We start from the raw sequence: 25810 nt of genomic DNA on the forward strand, positions 1-25810 counted from the left end.
GACCGCATCACCGCCGGCTGGCAGCATGGCCGCATGACTGACGATCTTGACGGCGTACTGGCGGATCCCGCGCGGCTGCCGACCGCCGATCGTGCGGCGCTGCGCGACCATCTCTCCCACGGCGACCGGGCCCGTGGTGTCGGGGGTGAGGTCTTCCTGCAAGCCGAGGCGATCTTCGGGGGCGCGGAGGTGACGCCCGCGGAGTTCGCATCCTGGCTGCACTTCGCGGCGAAGGCCACCGGTCACGACGCGTACGCCGACCGGATCGCGGCGGCCGGTCCCGGCATGCCGTGGCGGACGGTGTGGGCGTGGTGGCGGCCGGCCCACTGGTTCCCGGTCCACCCGAGTCTGAACGGCGACTACTTCCGGGTGCGCCGGTGTATGGCCGGGGACCGGGAACTCGTCGAGGTGACCGACCAGCGTGGCCCTCTCTGGCTCGACGCGGCGACCGGCCAGCGGGCGGAGGGCGTGGACGAAGCGGCACTGGCCGACGCGCCGATCGCGACCGGGGTCGCCGAGGCACCCGCGCTGTACGACCTGGACCTGTTCCTGCCGGAGGAGTGGGAGGGCGCCGTGGCCTTCGCGACGGACGGCGGCCGAACCCGGCATCTTGTCGAGAGTGTGCACGGCATAGCGGTCGTGGAAACGGACGCCGACGCGCTGCGGGACTGGCCGCGTGGTGCGGGCCTCGATCCCACGTCGGCGGAGGAACCACCGCCAGGACCGGCCCCCGCCGTGCGACGGCCGACGGGTCCGCTGACCGCGGCCCGGGTCGACGACGCCTTCGGCGGTGCACGGCACGTCGTGCGCATCGCCGAGAGCGACCTGCCCGAGGGGTTCACCCACGCGGGCAGCAGGCGGTACCTGCGGGACGTCGGTCTGCCCGCCTGGTGGGTGTGCCACAGCGCCCAGTACGAGACCCACCCGCTTGACGCCGTGCGCCCACCGGCACAGGACGCCCTGCCGGACGAGTGCCTGCCCGACGGGGTGGCCGCCACCGACCTGATCGCCTTCGGCGCCACCGAGTACGGCGAGCTGTACCTCCACCGTCACGACGGCACGGTGCACATCCGGAGCCGCCTGACCCGCGGTGCCGACGAGGTACTGGTGCCGCTCGCCCCGGCCCTCGACGTCTTCACCCGTGCCCTGGAGGCCGTCGACCGCTACCGCAACGCCTGCTGGCACCCGTACCCGGTCGAAGGCGGCCAGGAAGACGTGACGGAGCTGTTCCTGACGGAGCTGGCGGAACTCGCCCCGGACCTGTCCGACCCGGACACTGCGACAGGCAGGGTGTGGAGCTGGCTTTACGCCGGCATCACAGAGCTGGGCGTGGACGGCTACTGAGCCGGTACGGCCGCACAACCGGGTGGCGCCGGCTGCCTCCTCCGCTCGTAAACCACCGCGGAAACGATCAAAGGTCCGTTCGAGGAGAGGCAGCTGGCGCGGCCGGTGAAGATGTGTACGCCGTACAGGCCGGCGCTGCTTCCCGTCGGGACATCGGCCTCGAAGTCCGGCAGGGTGACGATGTCCCTCTCCCCTCGTGTTTCCCGGTGGTCAGGGATCGCCGCGACCGCCCCGGCCCTGCGTCGTGCGCGCGGGGCCGGGGCGGGCCCCCGGCTGGTGGACGCCGCTCGGTGGAATGGACGCCGGCCGACTCGCGGCCGGTGGACTCCGCTCCCGGGCGCCGCGCGCTCGGAGCCGGCCCCGCCAGGCCGTGACAGACGCGGGCAGCAGCAGACCCCTCGACGGGCATGCCGGCGGGCGGGCAGACGCCCCGGCCCGCTTGCCACGCCCCTTGGCACAGGCTTGGCGAGGTCCTTGGCGACCGGTCGGCCCCGTACAAGTCGTGGGCGGGCCAGGGGCCGTCAGGCTCTCGCCGTGACTCCGCGCGGTGTGCCGGGGCTGGTTGGGAGAGCGTCGTGGCTGGTCCGTCGGTTCAGGCGATTACCTCCGGCCGCTGTCTGGTGGCGGGGGTCAGCGGCGGGATGGATCGCGTGACGGACCTGGTGTTCCGCCGTGCTCACCGCGCGGGCGGGCAGCGCTCAGATCATGCAGTTGCGCGCGACCGCCCTCAAGCACCGCCGGGCCGGCCACAGGGCTGTGAAGGCCGGGGCCGAGGACTCGTAGAAGGCCCGGCGGTAGCCCGACTACCGGGAGCCCGCCACAGGCTGCCGCTTGTAGAAGGACTCCTCCAGGTAGGCGGCCTCGTGCGGCTGGTAGGGCTCCTCCAGGTAGGCGGCCTCGTCTCCGTCGAGTTCGACGTCCACCCCGGCGACCGCGTCGGCCAGCTGGGCCGGCTTGGTGACCCCGACGATGGGCGAGGTCACCACCGGGTTGCGCATGACCCAGGCCAGGGCGACCTGGGCCGGGGACAGACCCCGCTTGCCCGCGATCTCGTGGACGCGCTCGGCCACTGCCTGGTCCCCGTCGCGGTAGAGGATCTTGCCGCCCGGGTCTGTTGCGGCACGCGCCGTGGCGGTGTCCCGGACCCGCGTCAGCCTGCCCCGCGCCAGCGGGCTCCACGGGATCACGCCGATGCCCTGGTCGGCGCAGAGCGGGAGCATCTCCCGCTCCGCTTCCCGGTGGATGAGGTTGTAGTGGTCCTGCATCGACACGAACCGCGTCCAGCCGTTCAGGTCAGCCAGGTACAGGGCCTTGGCGAACTGCCAGGCGTACATGGAAGAGGCGCCGATGTAGCGGACCTTCCCGGACCTGACCGCGTCGTGCAGCGCCTCAAGGGTTTCCTCGATCGGAGTGCCGTAGTCCCAGCGGTGGATCTGGTACAGGTCGATGTAGTCGGTACCCAGTCGCCTCAGGGAGGCGTCGAGTTCGGCGAAGATCGCCTTGCGAGACAGCCCGGCGCCGTTCGGGCCGGGGCGCATGCGCATCCAGACCTTGGTGGAGAGAACGACCTCCTCGCGCCGGGCGAAGTCCTTGACCGCCTGACCGACGATCTCCTCGCTGCTTCCGGCGCTGTACCCATTGGCCGTGTCGAGGAAGTTGACGCCGGCCTCAAGGGCCTGCTTGATGACCTCCCGGCCGGCGTCCGCGCCCAGCGACCAGGGCTCACCGCCCCGGTTCGGCTCGCCGAAGCTCATGCAACCGAGGGTGATGGCGGAGACTTCCAGTCCGGTCGTTCCGAGTTTGATGTATCGCATACTTCGGAACCTAGGAGTTGGATTGCGCTCCAACGCAAATGCGGCGCCTCCCTCTTCCCGCCGGCGGCCGCAGTCGCCGGCGTCCCGGTGATTCCCCGAAACAGTACTTCAAACCTCAGAAGAGGATTCAGGTGATGCCGGGTATTCAACCGGCGGCCAGGTCCGGGGCGAGCCGGACGAGGATCGCAAACGGCCGTGACACGGCGAGCGCATCGCGGGAGGCAACGCCCTCAAGGACGTTGCTTCCCGGCACGACCGGACCACCGCGGATGGGTCATCGAGCGCCGCACGGTGCACCGGCTCACCGGATCCCGGCGATCCCGCCCCCGCCAGGAGCGCGACCCCCCCAGCTACCTGGCCTCGTCCGGACTCGCCACAACCAGCTGCTGCTACGAGCGCCTCTTCCACCTCACCACGTGAGACACGGTCTCAGCGCACCATGCGAGGCGCCGGACGCACGAGGACCTTGCCCTGCGGAGGGGTGACGGAGCCCGACAGGATCGCGAGCAAGCCGGGCAGGTCGACCTCCGCGCGGACGGCGGCCTCGGCGGCCAGCGGCGCGGCGCGGTCCGCGAGGGCGGCGACCGCGGCCCCGAAGTCCGCCTCGGTGGTGCCGTAGCTGCCCGCCAGCCGGACCGGCCGGCCCTCAAGGGAACACGTCATCACCGATTCCGAGCGGCGCACCGCGTCCAGGTCGCAGTCCAGACCGGGGTGGCGGTCCCCGGGAGCCGTACCACCGTAGAGGACCAGCAGGCCGTCCGGTGCGAGCACGCGCAGGGCCACCTCCAGCACAGCGGGCAGGAGGAAGCTCGTCGCCGCGACGACGATGTCGGCGCTGCGGTCGGGAAGCAGGTCGAAGGGGAGGACGGGGGCGTCGAGCACGCCGGTTCGCCGCACCTCCGCCACGCGTTCACGCCCCCTGTTGCCGAGCGCCACCACGGCGCCGGCGCGGTGGGCGAGCGAGGCGATGAGCAGCCCGGCGGTGCCCGCGCCCAGCACGGTTACCCGGGCACCCGCAAGGCCGCCGGCGCGGCGGTCGGTCACACTCAGGCAGTGGGCCGCGCAGGCCAGTGGTTCCGCGAAGACCAGGCGCTCTGCCGACAGGCCGTCCGGGACCGCGTGGAACGCCCGCCGCAGCAGCTCCGGCCGCCCCGCGGCCCACATGCGCTCGGCGAACCCGGTGCCGCGTTCCACCGGCACGTTCGGATCGAGCACCACCCTGGTGCCCTCCGCGAGACCGGGGACGGTGGACGTGTCGATCCTGGCGACGATCTCGTGTCCGAACTGGCTCGGTCCGTGGCGGACGCCCGCGACCTCCTTCAGGTCCGAGCGGCACAGCCCGGCCAGTTCGATGTCCACCAGGACGGAAGACTCCCCGACGGGGCGGGACGGAGCCGAGGCGAGCAGACGTGGCCCGCTCTCCTCCAGGGTCAGCCGCATGCCGCTGTCCCCGGAGCGGTGCGCCGCACGCGGTGCCGAAGCGGCTGCCGGAAGTCGGCCCGTGGCATGCGGACGTTCACTCGACCGCATCCAGTGCCTCGGCGAAGCGGTCGGCGATCAGGTGGGCCTCGGCGGGCGTGAGGACCAGGGGCGGGCGCAGCTCGATGGTGCTGCCCGCCCCGTGCTCCGAGACACGGGTGAGCACACCGCGGTCCTGTAGCGCCCGCTGGTAGGCGCCCGCTCGTCCGACTGCCGCACCGCCGTCCGGCTCCACGAGTTCCACACCGAGCATGAGTCCCACTCCTCGTACGTCGCCGATGACGGGGTGGTCCGTCTGGAGGTCGCGCAGTCTGCCGAGCAGGGTGTCACCGCTGGCCCTGACGTTCTCCAGAAAGCCGGGGCGCTGGACGATCTCCAGGGTGGCCAGGGCCGCGGCGGCCGCCAGGGTGTGGCTGCCGTAGGTGAAGCCGTGCAGGCCGCGGTCCCAGTCGGCCATGCGTTCCTCGGTGAGGATGGCGGCCATCGGCAGTCCGCTGCCGGTGAGCCCCTTGGCGAGGGTCATCATGTGGGGCTGGACGCCGAAGTGATCGGCCGCGAACATCCGTCCCGTGCGGCCGAGCCCGGTCTGGATCTCGTCGAAGACGAGCACGATCTCGTGCTCGTCGCAGAAGCGGCGCAACTCCGGCAGGTAGCCCGCGGGCGGAACGATGTTCCCGCCGGCGCCGCTGATCGGCTCGATCACCACACAGGCGACGCTGCCGGAGCTCGCGTACCTGATGAAGTCCTCGATCCGCTCGACGCAGAGCATGCCGCAGGTGTCCGGTGTCTGCCGGTAGAAGCAGCGGAAGCAGTAGGGACCGGGCACGTGCAGGCCGCCGGGGTAGCGGTAGGGGAAGGGGGCGCGCATCTTCGTCGTGCCGTTGAGGCTCGCCGTGGCGATGCTCTGCCCGAGGTGGGCGCGGAAGGGCACGATGACGTCGCGGCGCCCGGTGTGGAGCTGGGCCATCTTGATCGCGCCCTCGTTGGCGGTGGAGCCGCTGGAACTGCGCAGGTTCACCCGGGTGAGGTTGGGCGGGCTGATGGCGGCGAGTTCCTGCATGACCCGGTTGGTGGGCTCGGTCTGGAAGGAGGAACTGGCGAAGACGAGCCGCTCGGTCTGCTCCCGGACGGCTGCCATCACCTCGGGGTGATTGTGGCCCAGCAGCAGGTTGAAGGTGCCGGAGACGCAGTCGAGGTATTCGCGTCCCTCGCTGTCCCAGGCGCGTATGCCCTCCCCCGCGACGAGCGTCACCTCGCCGAGCTGGAACTGTGCCGCCTCCTGCGGGGCGGGGAGCCGCCGGGAGGCCGCGGCGGACACCGTCCCGGACAGGTCAGTGGTGGTCATGGCGTGCTCCGTGGTCGGCGACGAGGCCGTCGAGCTGGGCTCGCACCCACGACTCCAGGGTGTAGGGGGCGGCGGCTCGCCTGCGGTCGGCCGCGGACCGCGCCCGTTCGGCCGGGTCCTGGCCGAGGGCCGCGGTGATCGCGTCGGCCTGGGCGGACAGGTCGAAGGGGTTCACCGTGCGGCAGTAATCGCCCAGGACCTCGGCGGCACCGCACATCTCGGAGAGGATGACGTCGGCGTCCCGCTCGTTGACCAGGGGGGCCTCGAACGTGCTGAGGTTCTGGCCGTCGACGGTGGAGTTGAACATCAGCAGGTCCGCGCGGCGGAAGCAGGCGATGGTGTGGTTCACGTCGTTGTCGGTGTGCATGCGTACGGTGTCCGGGCCGAGTTCGTCGTTGGCCTCGGTGACGGCGGTCTCGACGCGGCGCACGTACTCCGCGTTCGCCGGCACGTACAACCGGTTGGGGTTCATCCGGACGAGCATCCGTACCCCGGTGAGGTCGCTCGACCGCGCGGCGAGGACGAAGGCCCTGACCGCGCGCTCGGCGTTCTTGATGGGGTCGGTCCGGCCGCTGTGCACGATCAACCGGTGGCCTTCCGCCCATTCCGCGACGCCTTCGGGGAGTTCCGGCTGCCGGCCCTCCAGGGTGAGCGGGCTGTAGCCGAGCGGCATGGTTCGGAGCCGGGTGCGGTGGCCGTCCAGCTCGACGGTCATCGCCTCGCGATCGACGACGGCGCCGGGTATCAGGTCCGCCACGCAGTCGAGGAAGTTCCGGCACCAGCGGTCGGCGAAGAAGCCGATGGTGGTGGCCGGGAGCATGGCGCGGACGATGCCGGTGCGCGCCTCCTCGGGCAGCACCCGCCAGTAGTCCGGGGAGGGCCACGGGATGTGGACGAAGAGCAGGATGGGCGCGTCCGGCCGGTGTTCGCGCAGCAGCGCGGGCACCTTGACCAGTTGGTAGTCGTGCACGAGGAACACCGGGTCGGCGGAGGCCGCCGAACTCTTGAGTATCTCGTCGGCGAAGTCACGGGTGAAGTGGTCGAAATCCGCCCAGGCTTCACGTGTGCCGTGGTCGAACGAGGGCTGATTCCAGCGGTCCCACCCGTAGTTGTTCGCCGCCCACAGCAGATCCGCGGTGACATGGTTCTGTACGTTGCGGAACACCCGCTCGTCGTGCTGGATGAGCCGGACCCGGATTTCGCGGCCGGAGTGCAGCCGCATGGTGACGCCGCGGGGGTTGGCCTGTGCCGCACGCCGGTCGTCGGCGGAGTCGGCACTGGCGATCCAGGAGACGTTGAGCACGCCCGCCTGTTCGGCCACCACGTTGCCGGTGCCACCGGGGGCGAGCCAGGCCCTCGGCTCCCCGGTGGCGGGGTCGGTGTCGTAGGAGAGGGCCGCGCGCTTGCTGGCGAGGAAGACGTCGCTTGCGGTCATGGGCTCTGCCTTTCGGGCCGTCAGGCCGATATCAGCGCATCGGTGGAGTCGAGGACGTCGGCGGGCGGGTGAGGGAGGAGTTCGGGCAGCCGGTTCGCGAGTTCGCTGTGCAGGCACGCGTTGCGGGGCCGGCAGGCGTAGCCGGTGTCGACGCGGGGCGCGGGTCTCACCAGGGCGGGGTCGGCGCCCAGCGCCTGAGCGATGTGCCGGGCCCAGTCCGCCCGGCCGATACGGCGGGGCCCGCCGAGGTGCAGGAGCCCCGTACGTCCCGCGCCCAGCAGTGACACCGTCCAGCGCGCGACATCGTCCACCAGTACGGGGGTGTTCCAGTGGTCGTCGGGCACGAGCAGCGGCTCGCCGCGGCGCAGCGCGTCGATGCTGCTGGTGAGGAAGTTGGGGCGGGCTCCGGTGTCACCCGAGCCGTAGACGAGGCTGACCCGCAGGACCAGGGCGGCCGGGGTCGCCAGCAGTTCCTGCTCGGCGGCGAGCTTGGCGCGGCCGTAGGCGTTGGCCGGCCGCGGAACGTCGGACTCCCCGTGGCTCTCGGCGTGTCCGGTGAAGACGTTGTCGGTGGAGATCAGCAGAACCGGCCGTCCGTCCAGCGCCGCCGCGATGTTGCGCGCCCCGCCGCGGTGGGCGGTCAGCGCCTCCTCGTGATGTGCCTCGCACCAGGTGATGTCGGAGGGACCGTGGACGACCACGACGGCGTCGGGAGCGACGCGTCCGACCAGCGCCGCCACGTCCCGGGGCGACTCGACGTCGACCTGGTGCCAGCCTGCGCGGCGGCTTTCGGCGGTCAGCGGCGGCCGACGGGAGCTGACGGCCACCTGGCCCCCCAGGGCGTGCAGCCGCGCGGCGATGTGTCCGGCGAGGTAACCCGCTCCGAAGACCAGTACCTTTTCCGGGACGACGGGGACCTCCTGCGGGCGGTGCGGGCCGGGGGGTGAGGCCGCTCCGAGCATGTTCTTCCTCTCATGTGAGTGACCCGGGGCCGAGAGCCCCGACGGCCCGCCCGCGTAGGGCGCCCGGCCGTCGGGCTGTCCGTCAGCCGGACCCGACGGCACGGAGACCGGCCAGACCCTCCCGGTCGTGGCCGAGGTGTTCGCCGCCGAGGACGAGGGTGCCGGCGGCCCGTACGCCCGGCCCCACAACGGCTCCCGGCAGCACGACCGAGCGCTCGACCGTCGCCCCCGCGGCCACGCGGGAGCCGGGATGCAGGACGCTGTCGGTGACGACGGCACCGTCCTCGACCACGACATCGGCCGGGCCGGCTCCGCCGCCGGCCGCCGTGGGGCCGCCGAGCAGCCCCAGGCGGGGCTCGAAGCGTGGCGGGGCCGACGCGAGCGTGAGCGGCAGGTCCTCGGCGGCGAAAGGTCTCGGTGGTGCCAGCAGCCGCAATTGCTGCTGGTGGTAGCGCTCCACCGTGCCGATGTCGGCCCAGTACGACTCGGCCGGGAAGGCCCGCACGTCTCGGCCGCCGGCGATCATCGCCGGCAGGACATCACGGCTGATGTCGTGCTGCCAGCCGTCGGGGCCGGTGGCGGCCAGGCCGGCCAGCACTTCCCTCAGCGCGTCGGCCCGGAAGAGGCAGAACGCCGTGAACACCAGGTCGGAAGTGGGCACTTCGGGTTTCTCGATCAGGGACCGCACGCGCAGCCGGTCGTCCACCTCGACCATGCCGAACAGCCGGACCCAGCGCCGGTCGATCGCCTGGACGCCGATGGTGCAGTCGGCACCGGATCGGCGGTGGGCCTCCAGCATCGGGCCGTAGTCCATGCGGTAGACGTGGTCCGCGTGCAGCACCAGGATGTCCGTGGCCCCCGGCGCGAACAGGTACGGCGCGTTGGCGAGGAGCGCGTCCGCGGTGCCGCGCTCCGGAGGCCGGGCCGGGAGGAGTTCCCCGGCCTCCGGCAGGCCTCGTTCGCGGATCAGGCTCTCGTGCGCGCCGAAGTGCACGCGCAGACCCGCACGGTCGTCCCAGTGCTCCAGCACGTGCGCGGCCAGCTCGGTCTCGCGGTGCAGGGACAGCAGCACCGCCTCGCCCACCCCGGAGGCGGCGGCGTTCGCCAGGCTGAAGTCGACCAGCCGGCAGGACGCCGCGTAGGGGACCATCGGTTTGCAGGTGTCCGCGGTGAGAGGACCCATCCGCTGGCCGAGGCCGCCCGCCAGCAGCGCCGCGCGCACACCGTCGAGGGTCACCATGTCCGGCCCCCGGCCGGGCCCGCCGGGACCAGGCCGCGCAGGGCCGTGAGGGAGAGCGCCACACCCTGGTCGGTGGGCACCAGCGCGTCCTCGTGCTCCACGTACAACACCCCCTGGTATCCCTCGTCGAGCAGTGTGCTGACGATCGCCGCCCAGGGCAGGTCGCCCGTCCCCAGGGCGCGGAAGCGGATGGCCGGTCCCGGGCCGTACCTCGACCAGCCCGCTCCCCTGGGTTCACCGGACCGCCGCCAGACCTGGAGGTCCTTGGCATGGACGGCGGCCAGCGCCGGCCCCCAGCCGGTCACCGCGGCCACGGGGTCGTGGCCGACCGCGGCGAGGTTGGCCGGATCGACGCACAGTCCTGTGCCGGGAGCCGCGGCGAGCAGCGCTCGCGCACTGGCGGGATCGTAGGCGGTCTGCTTGGGATGGGGCTCGGTGAGCACGCGGACACCCAGGTCGGCGGCGAGGGCGAGCAGGGGCAGGGCCGCCTCGGCCCATGCCTCCACGTTGTCCTGCCAGGTGACGTCGCTGCCCCACCACGACAACCAGCGGCCCAGGTCCGGTACGCCCAGCATCAACCGGACGTGCGGGGCTCCGAGCGCGGCGGCCAGGCGTATGGCGTGCTCGGCCGCAGCCGTTCCGTGGCGCCGCTTCTCCTCGGCGCTGCCGCGCAGGACGGGATCGGTGTGCGGACCGTGGGGGCCCAGTACCAGTTGGGTGTCACGGCTGTTGCTGACGCAGCCGGCGACCAGCCCGTACCGGTCGAGCAGCGCGCGCAGCCCGTCGTCGTCCGGACCGCGCGATCCGGTCGGGGGAACCAGCCCCAGGGTGGAGTCGGTCGGCAGGTCCACCACCCGCACACCGTGCCGGGCGGCCGTGGCCAGCGCGGCTTCCAGCCCGGCCGGGGCCAGGGCGGCCAGGCACAGGCCGAGCGTGATGCCCTCGCCCGAGGAGGTCATGAGACGCCTCCCGCGGGCACCCGGGCGGGCAACTCGACGGCATGGCCGCCGCCGGGGCCGGGCGGGGCGCCGGCCTGCCGCCACCCTGCGAGTGCTTCCAGCACCACGGCGGCGGAATCCTCGGGCACGACCGGCCGACCGGTCATGCCCAGCGCCGCCAGGCGGGAGGTGAGCGCCTCGGCGAAGGGCGGACAGCCGAGGAACACCCCGCCGACCAGCACGGCCCGCCAGGTGCCGGTGAGGCCGGCTCCGTCCCGTCCGGCCCGCGCCGCGTCGGTGAGGTCGTCCAGCGCCGTCTCGACGATGCGCGCCGCCGCCTGGTCGCCGTCGAGCCAGCCACGGCACACCGCAGGGGCGAGTGCGGCGACGGCTCGCTTGGGGAAGGGGTCGGCGGCGAGTCTTCTGGCCAGCGTCCGGACGTCCTCGTCACCGCCGCCCCGGGCGCGATCGGTGGCCGGGTCGGCCGCTTGGGCGCACAGACGTGCCCCCAGCCCGGTGGGTGTACCGCGCCCGTCCGACGCCCGGACGGCGGCGCGCAGTCCGGCGAGGCCGAGCGCGAAGCCGCTGCCCTCGTCGCTGCCCAGGTATTCGCAGCCGCCCACCGACGCGTGGGAGCCGGGGTGCCCGTTGCTCGCCACCACCGCCGATCCGGTACCGCAGACCACCACCAGACCACGGCCTCGCAGCGGGGGCGCGTACAGCGGGGGCGCGGTGTCCCGGGAGACGACGACGGTGCCGGTGAGACCGGCCCGCGCGGCGACGGCGGCAACTCGCGCGGCCTGCTGAGCGGTGTCGCCGTCGGCGAACGACGCGGTGGCGATCCAGCCGTTCGCGGGTGCTCCGCCCAGATGGCGGGCGGCTCGTCCGAGCAGCTCGGCGAGGGCGCCGTCCGCCGTCTCGGTGTCCACCGAGGCCGGGTTGGCGGTGCCGCCCTCCCAGCGGGTGCCGTCGTCGAACAGCAGCCGGGTGCGGCTGCCGCCGGCGTCCACGGCCCACAGACGCGTCCCGGCGCGGGCGCCGCCCGGCCCGGACGGCTCCGCGGGCGTCGTCGTGACGGATGTGCCGTCAGTCGAGCGCACCGGTCAGCTCCTTCTCGCCGATGAACGACGTGTGGGTGCCCGGGGTCTGAACGGCGTGCGCGCCGCCCAGGGAACCGGCCGCCGCGCACTCGTCCCAGGCCCGGTCGCGGAGCCACGCCCACAGGAACGCCGCCACGTAGCTGTCGCCGGCGCCGTTGGTGTCGATGACGCGCTCGGGCGGCACCTCCACGGCGGGGAAGTGCCTCGACGGCTCGCCCCGGACCGCGACGAAGCTTCCGTTGCCGCCGTCCATGACGACCACGGCGCGGGCCCGGCCGTGCTCAAACACGTGTGCGGTGACGGCTTCCCGCCGGTCGCCGAGATCGCTGGCGGACATGAACACCAGGTCGGCTCCGAAAGCGAAGTCCTGCCGGTACGGGTCCCGGCCGTCCCAGCTGTGCAGGTCCGTGGAGGTGGTCAGCCCGGCGGCGACCGCGTCGGCCAGCGCGTGCCGGCTCCAGTCGACCAGCGAGGCGTGTACGTGCCGGGCCCGGCCCATGGGGGTCAGCCACAGGTCGGACGGCGGCGCGTCGCCGGCGGGCTGCCTGCCGTCGTACAGCGACAGCCGGCGTCCGCCGGGATCCACGAGGTTGACACTGCGCCGGGTGCCGGCCGGGTGGACGCGGTGGTCGAAGGGGAGCCCCGCCTGCCGGTAGTGGTCGCGGATCATACGGCCCCGGCTGTCGTCGCCGATGGTGTCGACGAGGTGGACACCCAGTCCGAGGCGGTGCAGTCCCATGGCGACCCCGTTGCCGGTGTGGGCGACGTACTCGTGCATGGGCGGTACCTTGACGGTGTCGGACTCGGGCAGCGGCAGGTGGGGCACGTTGACGATGGTGTCGACTCCGACACCTCCGACCACCAGGACGTCGATGTCAGACACGTGTCTTCCTCCGTGCGCCCTCGCCGCTTCCGGCCGCGCTCTCCCGGGTGCCGGTGAGCGATGCGCGGATCTCCTCGTCGGAGACGTCGTCGGTGATCAGGGTCTCCCCTAGTGCGACAGGCAGGACGAAGTAAAGGTGGCCATCGCGGATCTTACGGATCTGGGAGAGGGCCGAGACGATGGTGGCGGGGTCCGGGACGGCCGCCAGGTCGTCGAGCTCGACGGGCAGCCCCACGCGCCGCAGCAATCCGATGATGCGCTCGTGGGTGCCGGGGTCCAGCAGGCCGCGCCGGGCCGCGATACGGGTGGCGCAGGCCATGCCGAAACCCACGGCCTCACCGTGGAGCACCGGCCCGTACCCGGTGACGGTCTCCACCGCGTGGCCGATGGTGTGCCCGAAGTTCAGCGGCCGGCGCAGCTCGGTCTCGTAGGGGTCACGGGCGATCAGCCGGGTCTTGATCAGGCTCGCGCCGCGGACCAGCCGCGCGGTCGGCTCCGGTTCCACGTCCAGGATCGCCGCGTGCTGCCGTTCGATGAGCTCGAACAGGGGCGGTGACGAGATGATGCCCTTCTTGACGGCTTCCGCGAGCCCGGCACGTGTCTCGCGGCGGGCGAGCGAGGCGAGGTAACCGACGTTCGAGACGACGGCCATCGGCTGGTGGAAGCTGCCGACGAGGTTCTTGGCGCTGGGATGGTCGACGGCCACCTTGCCGCCGAGGGAGGCGTCCACCTGCGCCAGCAGGGTGGTCGGCACGTTGCAGTACGGGACGCCACGCATATAGGCGCTGGCCACCCAGCCCACGGTGTCGATGACGACGCCGCCGCCCATGGCCACGATGACGTCGCGCCGGGCGAGTTCCGTCTCGGCGAGCCAGTCCAGCAGACTGATCGCCGTGGCGATGCTCTTGCTCCCCTCACCGGCCGGGAAGGAGGTGCGCTGCACCCGGACACCGGCGCCGCGCAGCCGGTCGGCCAGCCGCCAGGCGTGCAGTTGTGCCACGGTGTCATCGGTGATCAGGGCGACCCGGCGGTTCCCGATGCGGTCGAGGAGGACGTCAAGCGCCGCGGACTCGTCCTCGCACACGTCGACGGGGTAGTGGTCGGACCGCTTCGCCGATCCGACGATCGACGTGCCGGGTTCCACGGCGAGTTCCATCTGATCGGTGATGCGGATGTCTCCGGGTACGAAAGTCACGGATCTGCCTTCTCGTCGTACGGGACCCGGCACGTCGAGCCCGAGGGGCTGGGCGGGCGCGGCGGGTGGGGGTCGTGAGGGGCATGAGGGTGTGAGCGGCCCGTCCGCCGGACCGCTCCGGGAGTCGTGTGGAAGTCAGGGAGCGGTGCCCGGCTCCTTCGGCAGGCTACGCGGGGGCGGACGGCACCCGATCTTCAGCCGTTATCGGGGGACTCTTCGGCCCATGGGGCGGCGGGGCCGTCAGGCGGCGGCACCGGGCCACGACGTGTCCGCGTGCCCGCGTTGGACGGAGGTGTGCCGCGCGAACTGCCGCAGCAGGTCCGGGATCGTGTAGCTGCCGGCACCGGCCGGCTCCAGCAGCGAGGCGTCGACGAGCCCTTCCAACAGCATCTTGGCGCGTTCACGGGGCAGGGACAGCGAGGTCGCGACGGACGCCGGGGTGATCTCGGCGGCCATCAGGGCCAGACGCCTCCAGATGTCCGACCTCTCGGGGCCGAGCAGGCGGACACTCCGTTCGAACGAGGCGGTCACCGCCTCCCACTGTCCGAAGCGGAATCCCGCTGAGCCGCACACCTGGGGGAGCAGGGTCTCGAGCGACCAATGGGGCCGGCCCGCGAGCCAGTCGCCCACCGTGCGCAGGATGAGCGGGAGCCGGCCGCACGCCTGGGCCAGGGCCTCGGCCGCGCTCAACTCGGCGCGGACCCGGTCCTGTCCGAGGACGGACGTGAGGAGGTCGAGCGCCTCTCCGGAGGAGCCCGGCCGCAGGGTGGTCCGCCGGGTGACCGGCAGGCCCTGGAGCCGCGCGGTGCTGGTCACCAGCGCGGCGCACCGGGAACTGCCGGGCAGCAGCGGTTGCACCTGCGCGGCGCCATGGGCCTGGTCGAGGACGATCAGCAGCTGGCGGTCGTCGGTCATCGAGCGGAACAGCGCGGAAAGGTCACTCGTCCGGTCGGGAAGATGGGACCGGGGTATCCCGAGGGACAGCAGGAATCCGGTCAGTACGACGGCGGGATCGGCGGCGGTGCCACCCGGGCTCAGGTCGGCGTACAGGACACCGGCCGGGAACGCGTGCCGCACCTGGTGAGCGGCGTGCACCGCGAGCGTGGACTTGCCCGAGCCGGGAGGGCCGTCGACGACCACGACCGTCGGTGCCGCCGACTGACGGCGCAGCAAGGCACCCGACACCAGGGCGAGTTCCCGTTTCTTGCCCACGAAGTCGGCCACGGAACACGGAAGTTGCTGTGGCACCGGCCAGGCCGCCTCGGGTGCCGGCTGCTCCGACGCCTCGCCGGTCAGGATGCTCTGGTGCAGCCGGGTCAGCGCCGGTTCCGGATCGAGACCGTGTCCCTGCGCCAGCGCCCTGCGCAGGCGGTCGAAGACGGCGAGTGCCTCGGCCTGCCGACCGGTGGCCTGCAACGCTTCCATCAGCAGCCGATGGCCGCGCTGGCGCAGGGGGTTGGCCGTGGTGAGCAGCGTGAGCTCGGGTACGACGAAGGACGCCTTGCCCAGCGCGAGCCGGACTTCGCAGCGCTCTTCGACGAGTGCGTTGTACATCTCGGTGAGCCGGGTTCGCTCCCGCTTCGCGAAGTCGCCCGGGATCTGGGCGAGCGGATCCCCGCTCCAACGCTCCAGGGCCTCCTGGAACAGGGCGTCCGCCTCGGCGTAGCGGCCCTCCTTCTTGGCCTCCGCGGCCCGCACGGCGAGCGCCTCGATGATGTCGACATCCGTCAGCGGCTTGGAGAGTGCGAGCCGGTAGCCGTCGCCGTGGGACCTCAGTACGTCCCTGGTCGCGCCGTGCGATGCGAAGAACCGGCGCCACTTCCAGGCGTGGGTGCGGACCGTGGCGACGGCGGTGTCCGGTGGCTCGTCACCCCAGATGCCGTCGACCAGTTCGGCCAGCGTTCCGGCCCTCCCCGGCCGGAAGAGGAGCACGGCGAGAAACGCCTGGGCCTGCGGGGAGCCGAACGACTGCGTCTCGTCATCCACCTGCACCCTCATGTGGCCGAGGACGTGAAAGCGCAGGCTTGCCACAGGCGGCACCTGCGTGGTGTTCGTGGTCGTGACGGTGCCGCCCTCGGTGACAGCTCGTGTCGTCATCGAACCTCCTGCTGTGCGTGATCGCCGGATGTCCCCGCGCCGGTGAAAATACGCGGACCATCCGGTCGGTGCCCTGGAACAATGCACGGTCATGCGCGGCGCGAGGCAGCACGTGACGCGCTTGGCGGAGGATGCTTCCGTCGGCAGGCCGAAATGCGTCGGGAACACTATTCAGGCGCAAACCCATCAGCAAATGGCCGGAACCGATCTCGTACCGGATCTGTCAGGCCGCCAATTTCCCCTTTCGGCGGAACGCGTGCACATGGTGTGCGCTGCCGAGCGGGCCGATCGCCGAATGTGCGAGTGCGCGGCCGCGTGCCACGTGCCCGACCGGCACGGGTGAGTGCGCCACCCTGCGGTAACCGCCGAATATCACATGCTTATCGGACGGTGGGTGCGGCGTGCCTACCCTGACCCCGGGGCCTGTCCCGGCTCCCGCACGGCCGGCACGAAGGAGCACAGTGCAGCCCACCTTGACAGCGTGCCGACTGGAGGCGGCCGAGGCCGCCGCCGTCGTCACCACGGACCTCCCGTCGGTGACCGACTGGGTGACTCGCTACTTCACCCCATGGTGGGACGTCCGGGTCGGCGAGGTGGACACCGCGAACCCGGCCGGGACGACATCGACTTCCACCCAGGCGCCGGTGACGATCCACGCGGCTGTCCGGCCCGACGCCCACGCCGCGTGGACCGAACAGGTCTTCTCGGCGGAACCTGCCGCGATCGACTACGTCAAACAGCGCACGTTCACCCGGCGTGCGGACGACGGCAGCCTCCTGGTGGTGACCCCGGAGGAGCAGCTCGCCTACCGGGTCGCCCCCGGCCTGATCGAGATCGCCGGCCTGCGCCCGGAGGCGTTGCGCATTCCTGCCGCACGGGTGGCCCGGGCCGTGGTGTGGGGCGGACTGGAGCGTGCCGGATGGACCCTGCTGCACGCATCGGCCCTGGTGGGCCGAGACCAGTCCGTGCTGTCCTTCGGGGCCAAGGGTGCGGGCAAGACCACCACGGCATTGCTCGGTGCCCGCCGCCTGGGTCTGCGTCTCCTCGCCAACGACCGCGTCTTCGCCCGCGTCGAGGACGGCCGTGTACGACTGATCACCTGGGCTGCGGTCACCTCGGTCGGACTCGGACTCCTGGACGGACTCGGCCTGTACGACGACGTGCGCGCCCGCCTGCTCGGCGGTGAGGAGTTCCACCCGGCCCAACACCCTTCCGTGGTGGCCGCGCTGCGCGCGGACAGCCGGCGGCCGGTCCACGACGACACCGGCCGCGAGATGAAGCTGCTGGTCGCCCCCGACCGGCTCCGTACGTGGCTCGGTGTGGAACCGGTCGGTACGGCCGAACTCGGAATGGTCCTCTTCCCGGCCGTCGCCGAGGGCGCGTCGGCCGCCCTCGCCCGGCACACGTACCGGATCGGTGGTTCGGACATGTTCACCGAGGCGACCGAGGACTCGTACCCGGACGTCTTCGGCCTCCGTCGCGCACCGGCCGGTGTCCGGGAAAGGGCCCGGAACACGCTCCTGTCCGCACTGGCCGGCTATCCGGCCGGCGCGGTCCGCCTGGGATACCGACTTGAGGACAATGTGCCGGTACTCGCCCATGCCCTGGAACCGATCCGCTAGCACTTCGGGCGGAGGTCCTTTCCCGGCGGAGGAGATCAACTTTCTCCTCCGCTCCGCGCGTTGTCCGGAAATTCCGCGGCGCGCGCACGGGCTAAATCATGCCGTCCGTCGATTTCCCGCCTATTAGCCGCATAGCAGGCACTTATCGCCGATGGTGGAATACCGCTTAGGCTCAGTCCGCCAGTAAGTCCACCGAGTTGGGAGAATGTCATGGAGCGCAACCGCATCTCGACCCTCCGTCCGCGCCTGGACAAGGTGAAGGTCGCCAAGGGCTGACGCCCTCGGTACCCGGTGCCGGCGCGGTCACGCGCCGGCACCGGCAACGCCCGGCAGGGCTCACGGAGCGCTGCCGGGTACAGCACCCCAAGCCGGAAAGGGCTGACCGTGTCGCTGTCCACACCGTCCCTCCCGGGCCGGGTCAGGATCCGGACGGTTGTCGACGACCGTCTGCACACCACCAGCGCCTGCATGGGAATCCGTTACGGATCGCGCGACGACCCGGACGGTCTCGGCGGCTGCGCCCACCTGTTGGAACACCTGCTGATGTCGGCACCCCTGCGTGAGGGTGCCTCGTTCTGCGAGTACGTCGAGCGGCTCGGTGGTGAGTCGAACGCGCAGACCGGACTGGAGACGATGCTCGTACACGCCCAAGTCCTGCCGCAGGACGCCGGCGAGACGGTCGAGCGGATGCTGGACGCGGTGCTGCGCCCCCGGTTGTCCCGTCAACTCCTCGACGCGGAGCGGTCGGTGGTGAAGCAGGAACTGCTCGCCGCCGCCGCGGACCCCAGCGACACCGTCCAGGACGCCTTCCTCGCGGCGCTCTTCCCCGGCCACCCCCTGGGCCGCCCGGTGGGCGGTACCGCGCCCGGCCTGGACCGGCTGGACCTCGACGCGGTGATCGAGCAGCACGCCGCCACCCTGGTCACCGCGCCGATCACCCTGGTGGTGGTCGGCCCCGAACTCCCGTCCGGCCTGGCGGACACCGCCGCTCCCACCACGCCGGCGCCGACGGCTCCCGCACCGGTCCCGGCGCACGTCCCCCTGCCACCGGTCGGCGGATCCGATCCTCCGCCGCCTCCGGGGGACGACTTTCACTGGATGGTCATGGGAGCCCGTTCGCCGCGGGCCGACGTTCCCGACCGCGCCGCCTACGGCGTGCTCGCGGCCCTCCTCGGGTCCAGTTCCGCCTCGTTGCTCTACCGGACCGTCCGCAACGAGCACGGCCTTTCGTACTCCTTCCAGGCGTGGGACCGCGGTTACCGGGAGGCCGGCGCCTGGCGGATCCTCATCGGCGCCGGACCCGCCGAGGCGGACCGGGTGCGCAAGCTGGTCGAGCGCCTGCTCGGCGATGTCGCGGCCGGCCGCTTCACCGAGGCCGACATCGACGCCGCCCGTCGGCAGGCCACCATGCGGCTCGTCGTGGACCGCGACAACCCCCTCGAATACGCGCGCCGGCTCGCGGAGTCCTCCTGCACCCGGCCCGACCGCACTATCGACGAGGAGTGCGCCCTGATCGACGGTGTCGCTCCGGAGGCGGTCGCAGCCGCCGCCGGACAGGTCGTGGACGACCTCGTCTTCGTGCACCGTTCCTAGGAGACGCCATGGACACCGATACGGACCCCGCGTTCCTGCGCTCGATGGACGCGCAGGGGCTTCTGCTGGTGATCGACGGTCGACGATGTGTCGCCGGCACCTCCACGGACGACCTCACCGGCACCACGCGGCTGCTCGTCGAGCACGCCGACGCCGATCTGCTGAGCGGCACACGTGCTCCGGTGCTGTGGCGCACCCTGCTCGACCGCTTCCCCGACACGTCCGAGGTGCTGTTGCGGGTGGAGGCCGAAACGCGGCTGCCCGACCCGTGGCAGCGCTACAGCAGCTACCTGGTGCTGGACGACACCACCGGAGCGGAGGCCGCACCGCCGGACGGGCCCCCCTTCCCGGTGCGCGCCGAGTCGCGGCACCGGGACCGTGTCGCGGGCTGGGTCGCGGACGCCCTGCGGGCGGCCGATGACGTCCAGGGCCGCCCGCACGACGTGCGGAACACCGCCGAGGCCGCCCGGCGGCTCCTGGACAGCCCGTCCTGCGTGTCCTTCGTCGTGGAGGCGGCAGGCGCCCCCGTCGGCCATGCCACGCTTTTGAGCGACGCGCACGACGACACGACCGGGCGCGACTTCGTCGAGCTCTTCGACGTGCTCGTCGAGGACGTGCCCGGCGCCTCCCACCACCGCGGCGCACTGGTGGCCGCCGCCGTCTCGTACGCCCGGGAGGCGGGCCGCCCGCTGCTCGGCAACGTCACCCACGGCCGCGACCGTCGCGCCGGTGCCGTCGGAGGGGACGTCGGCGCCCCCGTCGTGGACCTGCTGCGCGGGCGCGGCTGGCGGGTGGACCACGTCTACTGGACCGCCCCCACCACGCGGCTCGCCGAAGCGGTGCGGGCATGAGGCAGGACGAACGCGACGCGATCGGACCCGCTGTCGAGGTCCGCGGGTTGCGGCGGGAATACCGTCCCGCACGGCGCGGCGCGGGGCGGACCGCCATCGCGCTCGACGGACTGGACCTGGTCGTCCCGCGTGGCGAGGTGCACGGGCTGCTCGGACCGAACGGCGCCGGCAAGACCACCCTGTGCAAGATCCTCTCCACGGTCCTGCTGGCCACCGGCGGCACCGCCCGGGTCTGCGGCCACGACGTGGCCGCAGACCCTCAGGCGGTCCGGTCCCTGATCGGCATCGTCTTCGGTGGGGATCGCGGATTGTACGGACGGGTGTCCGCACGGCAGAACCTTCGCCTGTGGGGCGCGCTGCACGGCCTCGGCGGTGCGGAGCTGCGCCGCCGGGTGGACGAACTCCTGGAGCGCGTCGGGCTGGCCGGCCGCCGGGACGACCGGGTGGACGGCTTCTCCCGCGGGATGAAGCAGCGTCTGCACCTGGCCCGCGGCCTGGTGGGCGATCCCGAGGTGGTGATCCTGGACGAACCGACCACCGGGATGGACCCGGTCGCCGCGCGTGACTTCCGGGACCTGGTCGGCGAGTTGCGCGCCGAGCGTCGTACGGTGCTGCTCACCACCCATGACATGGCCGAAGCCGAGGCGGTGTGCGACCGGGTGACCCTGCTCGACCGCGGTGTGGTGATCGCCGAAGGGAATCCCGCCGCGCTCGCACGCGAGTTGCACACGCACCTGGAGGTCCGCGCGGAGGGCGTCTCCGCGCCGACGACGGCGCGGGTGGCCGCGATGCCGGGTGTGCTCCGAGCGGCCCTGGACGGCGACGGGGTGTTCTCGGCCACCGTGGCCGCGGACGGGGCGGCCGATGTGCTGCGTCTGCTGCTCGGCGCCGGCGCCGCCGGTGTCGGTACCGCCCTGCCCAGTCTTGAGGACGCCTACCTGCGTCTGGTCGAGGACCGCGGCATGATGGTGGGCCGGTGAGGCCGGCCGGGCCGGGGCGGCTCCCCCGGACACCGGACCGACGCATGCGGTCGGCCGGCCGGCCGACCCTGATCGCGCGCATGTTCGGGTTCCAGTTGCTGCTGACGCTGCGCACCCCCACCACCGTCCAGGTCCTGGTCTCCGCGCCGCTCTACACGGTGATGTTCCTGTCCGTCACCGGGCACGCGGGACGGCACGACCTCACCGCCTTCGCGGTGCTCGCCCCGGTCCTCATGTCGTTGTGGTCGATGTCGTTGTTCGCCGCCGGAGAACTCGTGACCGGCGAGCGTGACCGCGGCACCCTGGAAGGCATGCTCGCCACGCCCTCCGCATACCACCTGGTGGTCGTGGCCCGCATCCTCGCCGTCGTGACCCTGTCCACGGTCAGTTTCGCCGAGTCGTGGCTGGTCGCGAGGGTGGCGTTCGGGCTCACCGTCGGCATCGCACGTCCCGCGCTCTTCGTCGCCGCCGTCCTGGTCTCGGGCTTGGCGATGGCCGGCACCGCCAGCGTGCTGGCCGCGCTGTTCGTGCTGGCGCCGTCCGCACGGATCCTCCAGAACTCCCTGAGCTTCCCCTTCTACCTGCTGAGCGGGGTCCTGGTGCCGCTGGACCGGCTTCCGCACTGGCTGCACCCGATCGCCCGTCTGGTGTTCCTGTCGTGGAGCGCGGACCTGCTGCGGTCGGGTCTGGGCGTTTCTCCCTCGTCCGGTACGGCTCCGGCGTTCGCGGCGGTGGCCGTCCTCGGCACGGTGGGCTTCGCCGTGGGCGGTGTGCTGTTCCGGGTGGTACTGCACCGGGTCCGCCACGAGGGAACGCTGGCCCGCACATGACCGGTACGTCCTCGGTGCCCAGCCCGTCCGCCTCCCGGCTGCTCACCGCCGGCCGCGTGGTGTGGTACAGCGCCGCCAACGCCCTGGCCGACTTCCGCGCCACCTACTCCTGGTATTCGTGGACTTTCGGCTGGCTCACCCGGCTCCTCAGCCAGGTCGCCTTCTTCGCGGTCATCGGTGTCGCCCTGGACTCCGCGAGGACCACCCGCTACCTCTTCGTGGGCAACGCGCTGATGCTGTGCGTCATCGAGGCCACCACGGTGATCGTGTCGAGTGCCTGGGAGCGGACCCAGGGCACGCTCACACTTCTCGCGGCATCCCCGGCGAGCACGACCTGGGTGCTGTTCGGCCGGGGATTGCAGTGGCCGGTGAGCGGGGTGGCGACCTCCCTCGTGGCCCTTCTGGGCCTCGGCCCGCCGTTCGGAGTGCACTGGCGGGCCACCGATCTGCCGCCGCTGGTGGCGGCAATATGTCTGACCGCCGCCGCCTCCTACGCCTTCGGGCTCTTCCTGGCGGCCTTCGCGCTGAACATGCCGTCGGCCCGCAACCTCCTGTACAACGGCACGTATCTGGTGATGATGTGTGTGTGCGGGGTGCAGGTGCCGCGCGGTTACTGGCCGCCGTGGATCCGCGCGGTCGCCGCCGTGCTGCCTGCCTCGTACGGGGTGGACGCGGTGCGGGCGGTGGCGGCGCGGCAGAGCGCGGGCGCCGTCGTCAGGCCGTTGGTCCTGCTCGCGGCGACCGGCGCCGGTTGGCTGCTCATCGCCTTCGTGGCCGTGCGCGCAGTGATGGGGTGGGCCAGACGCCGTAACACCCTCGACTTCTCGTCCTGAGCCCGGGCAACGGTCCGCGTCCTGCCCCGCCCTCCGAGCCACCGCGTCCTCGCCCGCCCGGCCGGTCACCCCACCCGCACGAGACACCTTCAGGGAGAAACGCACATGGCATCGCCCACCGCCCCGGCGGTCGATCTCGATCTCCTCCGCGAGCTGTTCCTGCTCGAACCGCACAAACCGGCCGCCTCCGTGCTGCGCCGGGCCAGAGCCGCCGGGGGCCAACTGGTGCCCTTGGTGCTGTCCGTGGCGGAGCGTGAGGGGACAGCCATGGGTTCGGGCACGCGCGCGGAGCTGGTCCGCATGCGCGCACGTTCCGGCATCTACGACGACATCGCGAGGAGGGTGTCGGCGGTGCCGGGGGCACGGGTGGTGAAGGGTCCGTCCCTCGCGGCGCACTACCCTCCGGGTGTGCTGCGTCCGTCGGGAGACCTCGACGTGGTCGTGGAGGGGGAGCAGACGCTGTGGGCGGTCGCCGACCAGGTGCTGGCGGACTGGCCGGTGGCCGAGATCAACCTGGCCATCCAGCGTCTGAAGGGTGACTGGCACCTCGTCCTCGTCCTCAACTGGCCCTCGCGGGAGGAGCCGCTGGGCGACCCCGAGTTCAACGTGGAGATCTCGACGCTCGCCTTCTCCGGCGAACCGGGCGGTGTGCCGCCCCGGATCGCCCTGCCGCCCGACGGCGTGGTGGCCGACATCCTCATGCTGGCCGAGGAACGTTTCCAGCGCCCTTTCGGTCTGAAGGACAGCCTGGACCTGGCACTGGTCCTGGCCGGCGACCGGGCCCCCGCGGCCAGGCCGCTCGCCGATCAGGCCGCGGCGCTGCGGCTCGCGCCCGAACTGCTGGAACTGTGCGAACGCACGAGGGCCTGGCCGTCGCTGGCGGCGTCGGTCCCCTCCCGGCTCCTCGACGCTCTGCAACAGCCCTCGGTGCAGGAGTTACGCCGTCGGGCGACGGGAGAGAAGCCCCTCCCCCGCGAGTTCCTGCCGCCGGACGCTGCCGCGGCACTCGGCCGCGCGGCACTGCGCGCGCTCACCACGGGACTGCCCGTCCACGGGATGCTCCTGGGCCGCCGAACGCCGTCGATGGTGCCCACGGCGGGGCTGCGCTTCCGCTCCTTCTCGCGCGGCACCCTGATCCGCACTCCGGTCGCGGACTTCCTCATGGTGACCGAGGAAGTGGTCGACCCGGACCAGTACGCGGCGGCGCTGGCCGAGCTGCCCGATGTCTTCCCGCTCTGACGGCGGGGCGGGGTCAATAAGGAATATTTTTTGATAAAAGCGGATATAAAACCCAGGTCGGGGCCTGGGACGGCCGCGACGGCTCCGCACCCCGGGAGCAGGGCCTCATCGACCGTCGGTGCGGATCGCTTCGAGGATGGGAGCGCCTCCGCCACCTCCGGAAACCCCGCCCGGAGATCGGCTGTCGTCGGCCCCGGCCGGGTGTCGCAGCCGGAGGGGCAGGCGATGCTCCTGTTCCTGGCCCCGGACGCCGCGAGCGACAGCGACAGCGCGATCCCGCCCGTCGACGACGGCCGGGCCGCGGTCCGGAACGGCGGGCGCTCACGACGAGGGTGTCAGCCGGTGACCCCGAGCTGGCTCAGCAGGGTCTCGTTGTCCTCGATGTGCCAGTCCTCGACGATCTTGTCGGCGCCGACGTGCTGGATGTCGATGGCGTTGAAGCGGACCTCCTGGCCCTTGCCCCGGACGCCGTCGAAGGTACCGGTGAAGTGGCCGCGGAAGACGAGCCGGGCGGTGATCTTGTCGCCTGTGATCAAAAGGTCGGCCAGTTCGCAGGTCAGGTCGGGGACGGCGGTGCGGAAGTTCTTCGAGGCGAACGCCGGGCCGGCCGGTCCCTGCGGGCGGCCGCCGGGCAGGGTGTTGTCCGTGAAGTGCGGGCTGACGGCGGCGTCGAGGTACTTCTGCTGCCCGGTGTTCCAGAAGGTGTACAGCTGCTGGGCCAGGTGCACCTCCTGGGAGGCGCGCCGCCTTCCGATCGAGCGGTCCACGGTCAGCGCCGCGGGCTGGACCAGACCGGGCGTGCGGTCGATGAGACTGCGCGGCGACTCCTGTGTGCTCGGCTCGCCGGTCTGGCGGTGGTAGTCCATGGCACCGACGGCCACACCGGCGCCGACCGTGAGCACTGCCGTGCCGGCGAAGGCGGCGGTGATGAGGATGATACGGGTCAGCTTGTGCATGAGCGGATTCCTTGTGCTGTGCTTGATCGGGCTGTCGTAGCTGTGAAGGGGCTGGGAGCCTGTGCGTGTCCGGCGGTCGGCGGGCCCACTGACCGGGGCGAGCACCTCCTGCACCACCCGCTGGGCCGCGCCGTGTTCGGTGAGGTCGCTTGCCAGGCCACTCACCTGCGGGCCGAGGGCTTCGACGCCCTCGGGGTGGCGGGCCACGGCGACGGCGACGGCACCTTCGGCCGTCGGCGCGCCCACCGTGGCCTCGCCGATGCCGGCGGACGCGCCGGTCACCACCACGACCGAGTCTTCGAGTCGAAGGTCCATCGGCTGGCCTCCCTTCAGGCGAGGCGGCCGCCGCCGTCGACGTGCAGCACGGTGCCGGTGACGTACGGGTTGTCGATGGCGTAGAACACGGCCTTGATCAGGTCGTCGGGGGTGCCGACGCGGCGGGCGGGGTTGCGTTCGGCGACCTGGCGCAGGAACGGCTCCTTGTCCGCGCCCAGTCCGTCCCAGGACCCGCTGTCGACGATGCCCGGCGAGACGGCGTTGACCCGCACCGGTGCGATCTCGACCGCGAGTGCCTGGACCAGGAAGGCCAGCGCGCCGTTGGTGGTGGCCATCACGGTCCGCGACGGGGCCGGACGCCACGCGGCCACACCGGAGAAGAAGGTGAACGAGCCGGCATGGGCGACCTGGCCGCCCAGGTGCTTGGCCAGTAGCAGGGGGCCGACCACCTTGGCGGCGAACGCCCTGTGTACGTCCGCGAGTTCGAGTTCCCTCAGCGGGCCGTTGGCCGGCATGGCCGCGGTGGAGATCAGGTGGTCGAAGCGGCCGACCCGCTGGGAGAGGGCCGCGATCGTGGTCTCGTCGGCGAGGTCGACCGGTATCACCTCGGACGGTCCGGACAGCTCGTCGGCGGTCCGCTCGAGCCTGCGCGGATCGGGACCGGCCAGGACGAGGTCGGCCCCGGCGGCGGACGCGGCCTGGGCGAGCAGGCAGCCGGTGCGGGAACCCGCGCCCACCACGACCAGGCGTTGCCCCTCAAGGAACGCGGAACGGGACATGGGAGTACTCCTTCGAGGT

General features: G+C 72.2%; 21 protein-coding genes. 8 read left to right on the forward strand and 13 right to left on the reverse strand.

Annotated features, from left to right (window positions below):
* The first annotated feature begins 33 nt into the window (after nt 1-33).
* Complete coding sequence (locus IF37_RS0110445) at nt 34-1344, forward strand: SUKH-4 family immunity protein (protein ID WP_030739639.1); 1311 nt, start codon at nt 34-36, stop codon at nt 1342-1344.
* 803 nt (nt 1345-2147) lie between these two features.
* Here the strand turns inward: IF37_RS0110445 and IF37_RS0110455 are convergent.
* The 11 genes from IF37_RS0110455 to IF37_RS0110505 form a co-directional block, all read right to left on the reverse strand.
* Entirely contained in the window at nt 2148-3158 is a 1011-nt protein-coding gene (locus tag IF37_RS0110455) for an aldo/keto reductase (RefSeq protein WP_030739641.1), read from the reverse strand.
* A 429-nt stretch (nt 3159-3587) separates the two neighbouring features.
* Nucleotides 3588-4598 carry a medium chain dehydrogenase/reductase family protein gene (locus tag IF37_RS0110460; RefSeq protein ID WP_253915722.1) on the reverse strand — a complete coding sequence of 337 codons (1011 nt, stop codon included), beginning with the start codon at nt 4596-4598 and terminating at the stop codon, nt 3588-3590.
* A 76-nt stretch (nt 4599-4674) separates the two neighbouring features.
* Entirely contained in the window at nt 4675-5982 is a 1308-nt protein-coding gene (locus tag IF37_RS0110465; RefSeq protein WP_052845076.1) for an aspartate aminotransferase family protein, read from the reverse strand.
* Nucleotides 5969-7417: a trehalose-6-phosphate synthase gene (locus IF37_RS0110470; protein WP_030739647.1), complete on the reverse strand. Its 1449-nt coding sequence runs from the start codon at nt 7415-7417 to the stop codon at nt 5969-5971. The genes IF37_RS0110465 and IF37_RS0110470 overlap by 14 nt, the downstream gene beginning before the upstream one ends.
* Nucleotides 7418-7437: 20 nt before the next feature.
* Nucleotides 7438-8379 (reverse strand): sugar nucleotide-binding protein, encoded by a 942-nt coding sequence (locus IF37_RS0110475; protein WP_030739649.1) that lies wholly within the window; start codon nt 8377-8379, stop codon nt 7438-7440.
* A gap of 82 nt (nt 8380-8461) precedes the next feature.
* Nucleotides 8462-9619: a sugar phosphate nucleotidyltransferase gene (locus tag IF37_RS0110480; RefSeq protein WP_030739651.1), complete on the reverse strand. Its 1158-nt coding sequence runs from the start codon at nt 9617-9619 to the stop codon at nt 8462-8464.
* Entirely contained in the window at nt 9613-10578 is a 966-nt protein-coding gene (locus IF37_RS0110485) for a sugar phosphate isomerase/epimerase (RefSeq protein ID WP_030739653.1), read from the reverse strand. Before IF37_RS0110485 ends, IF37_RS0110480 begins: the two co-directional genes overlap by 7 nt.
* On the reverse strand, nt 10575-11657 hold the full coding sequence (locus IF37_RS0110490) for a BadF/BadG/BcrA/BcrD ATPase family protein (protein ID WP_030739655.1): 1083 nt from the start codon (nt 11655-11657) through the stop codon (nt 10575-10577). Before IF37_RS0110490 ends, IF37_RS0110485 begins: the two co-directional genes overlap by 4 nt.
* Nucleotides 11644-12540, reverse strand: coding sequence for a carbohydrate kinase family protein (locus IF37_RS0110495; protein ID WP_030739658.1), 897 nt, complete (start codon nt 12538-12540; stop codon nt 11644-11646). The genes IF37_RS0110490 and IF37_RS0110495 overlap by 14 nt, the downstream gene beginning before the upstream one ends.
* The gene (aroB, locus tag IF37_RS0110500; protein WP_253915723.1) at nt 12533-13735 is read right to left on the reverse strand and encodes a 3-dehydroquinate synthase; all 1203 of its coding nucleotides are present in this window, start codon (nt 13733-13735) and stop codon (nt 12533-12535) included. The genes IF37_RS0110495 and aroB overlap by 8 nt, the downstream gene beginning before the upstream one ends.
* 240 nt (nt 13736-13975) lie before the next feature.
* The gene (locus tag IF37_RS0110505; RefSeq protein WP_052845077.1) at nt 13976-15832 is read right to left on the reverse strand and encodes a BTAD domain-containing putative transcriptional regulator; all 1857 of its coding nucleotides are present in this window, start codon (nt 15830-15832) and stop codon (nt 13976-13978) included.
* Nucleotides 15833-16305: 473 nt separating this feature from the next.
* Between IF37_RS0110505 and IF37_RS0110510 the strand changes: the two genes are divergently transcribed.
* From IF37_RS0110510 to IF37_RS46345, 7 genes are all read left to right on the forward strand, one after another.
* On the forward strand, nt 16306-17454 hold the full coding sequence (locus IF37_RS0110510) for a hypothetical protein (protein ID WP_063886377.1): 1149 nt from the start codon (nt 16306-16308) through the stop codon (nt 17452-17454).
* Between the two features lie 384 nt (nt 17455-17838).
* Nucleotides 17839-19047, forward strand: a complete 1209-nt coding sequence (locus tag IF37_RS40775) for a pitrilysin family protein (RefSeq protein ID WP_030739665.1) — start codon at nt 17839-17841, stop codon at nt 19045-19047.
* 8 nt (nt 19048-19055) lie between these two features.
* Nucleotides 19056-19898 carry a hypothetical protein gene (locus IF37_RS0110520; RefSeq protein ID WP_030739667.1) on the forward strand — a complete coding sequence of 281 codons (843 nt, stop codon included), beginning with the start codon at nt 19056-19058 and terminating at the stop codon, nt 19896-19898.
* Nucleotides 19895-20878, forward strand: a complete 984-nt coding sequence (locus IF37_RS0110525; RefSeq protein WP_030739669.1) for an ABC transporter ATP-binding protein — start codon at nt 19895-19897, stop codon at nt 20876-20878. Before IF37_RS0110520 ends, IF37_RS0110525 begins: the two co-directional genes overlap by 4 nt.
* A 44-nt stretch (nt 20879-20922) precedes the next feature.
* Nucleotides 20923-21708 carry an ABC transporter permease gene (locus IF37_RS0110530; protein ID WP_052845079.1) on the forward strand — a complete coding sequence of 262 codons (786 nt, stop codon included), beginning with the start codon at nt 20923-20925 and terminating at the stop codon, nt 21706-21708.
* On the forward strand, nt 21705-22541 hold the full coding sequence (locus IF37_RS0110535) for an ABC transporter permease (protein ID WP_030739673.1): 837 nt from the start codon (nt 21705-21707) through the stop codon (nt 22539-22541). The genes IF37_RS0110530 and IF37_RS0110535 overlap by 4 nt, the downstream gene beginning before the upstream one ends.
* Nucleotides 22542-22646: 105 nt before the next feature.
* Nucleotides 22647-23780: a hypothetical protein gene (locus IF37_RS46345; RefSeq protein ID WP_052845080.1), complete on the forward strand. Its 1134-nt coding sequence runs from the start codon at nt 22647-22649 to the stop codon at nt 23778-23780.
* Nucleotides 23781-24115: 335 nt separating this feature from the next.
* Here the strand turns inward: IF37_RS46345 and IF37_RS0110545 are convergent, their stop codons facing one another.
* The gene (locus tag IF37_RS0110545) at nt 24116-25051 is read right to left on the reverse strand and encodes an SDR family NAD(P)-dependent oxidoreductase (protein ID WP_106981748.1); all 936 of its coding nucleotides are present in this window, start codon (nt 25049-25051) and stop codon (nt 24116-24118) included.
* A 14-nt stretch (nt 25052-25065) separates the two neighbouring features.
* Nucleotides 25066-25791, reverse strand: a complete 726-nt coding sequence (locus tag IF37_RS0110550; RefSeq protein ID WP_030739677.1) for an SDR family oxidoreductase — start codon at nt 25789-25791, stop codon at nt 25066-25068.
* Nucleotides 25792-25810 lie beyond the last annotated feature (19 nt).

Origin of the sequence: Streptomyces sp. NRRL S-31, from assembly GCF_000718775.1 — a bacterium.
GTDB lineage: Bacteria > Actinomycetota > Actinomycetes > Streptomycetales > Streptomycetaceae > Streptomyces.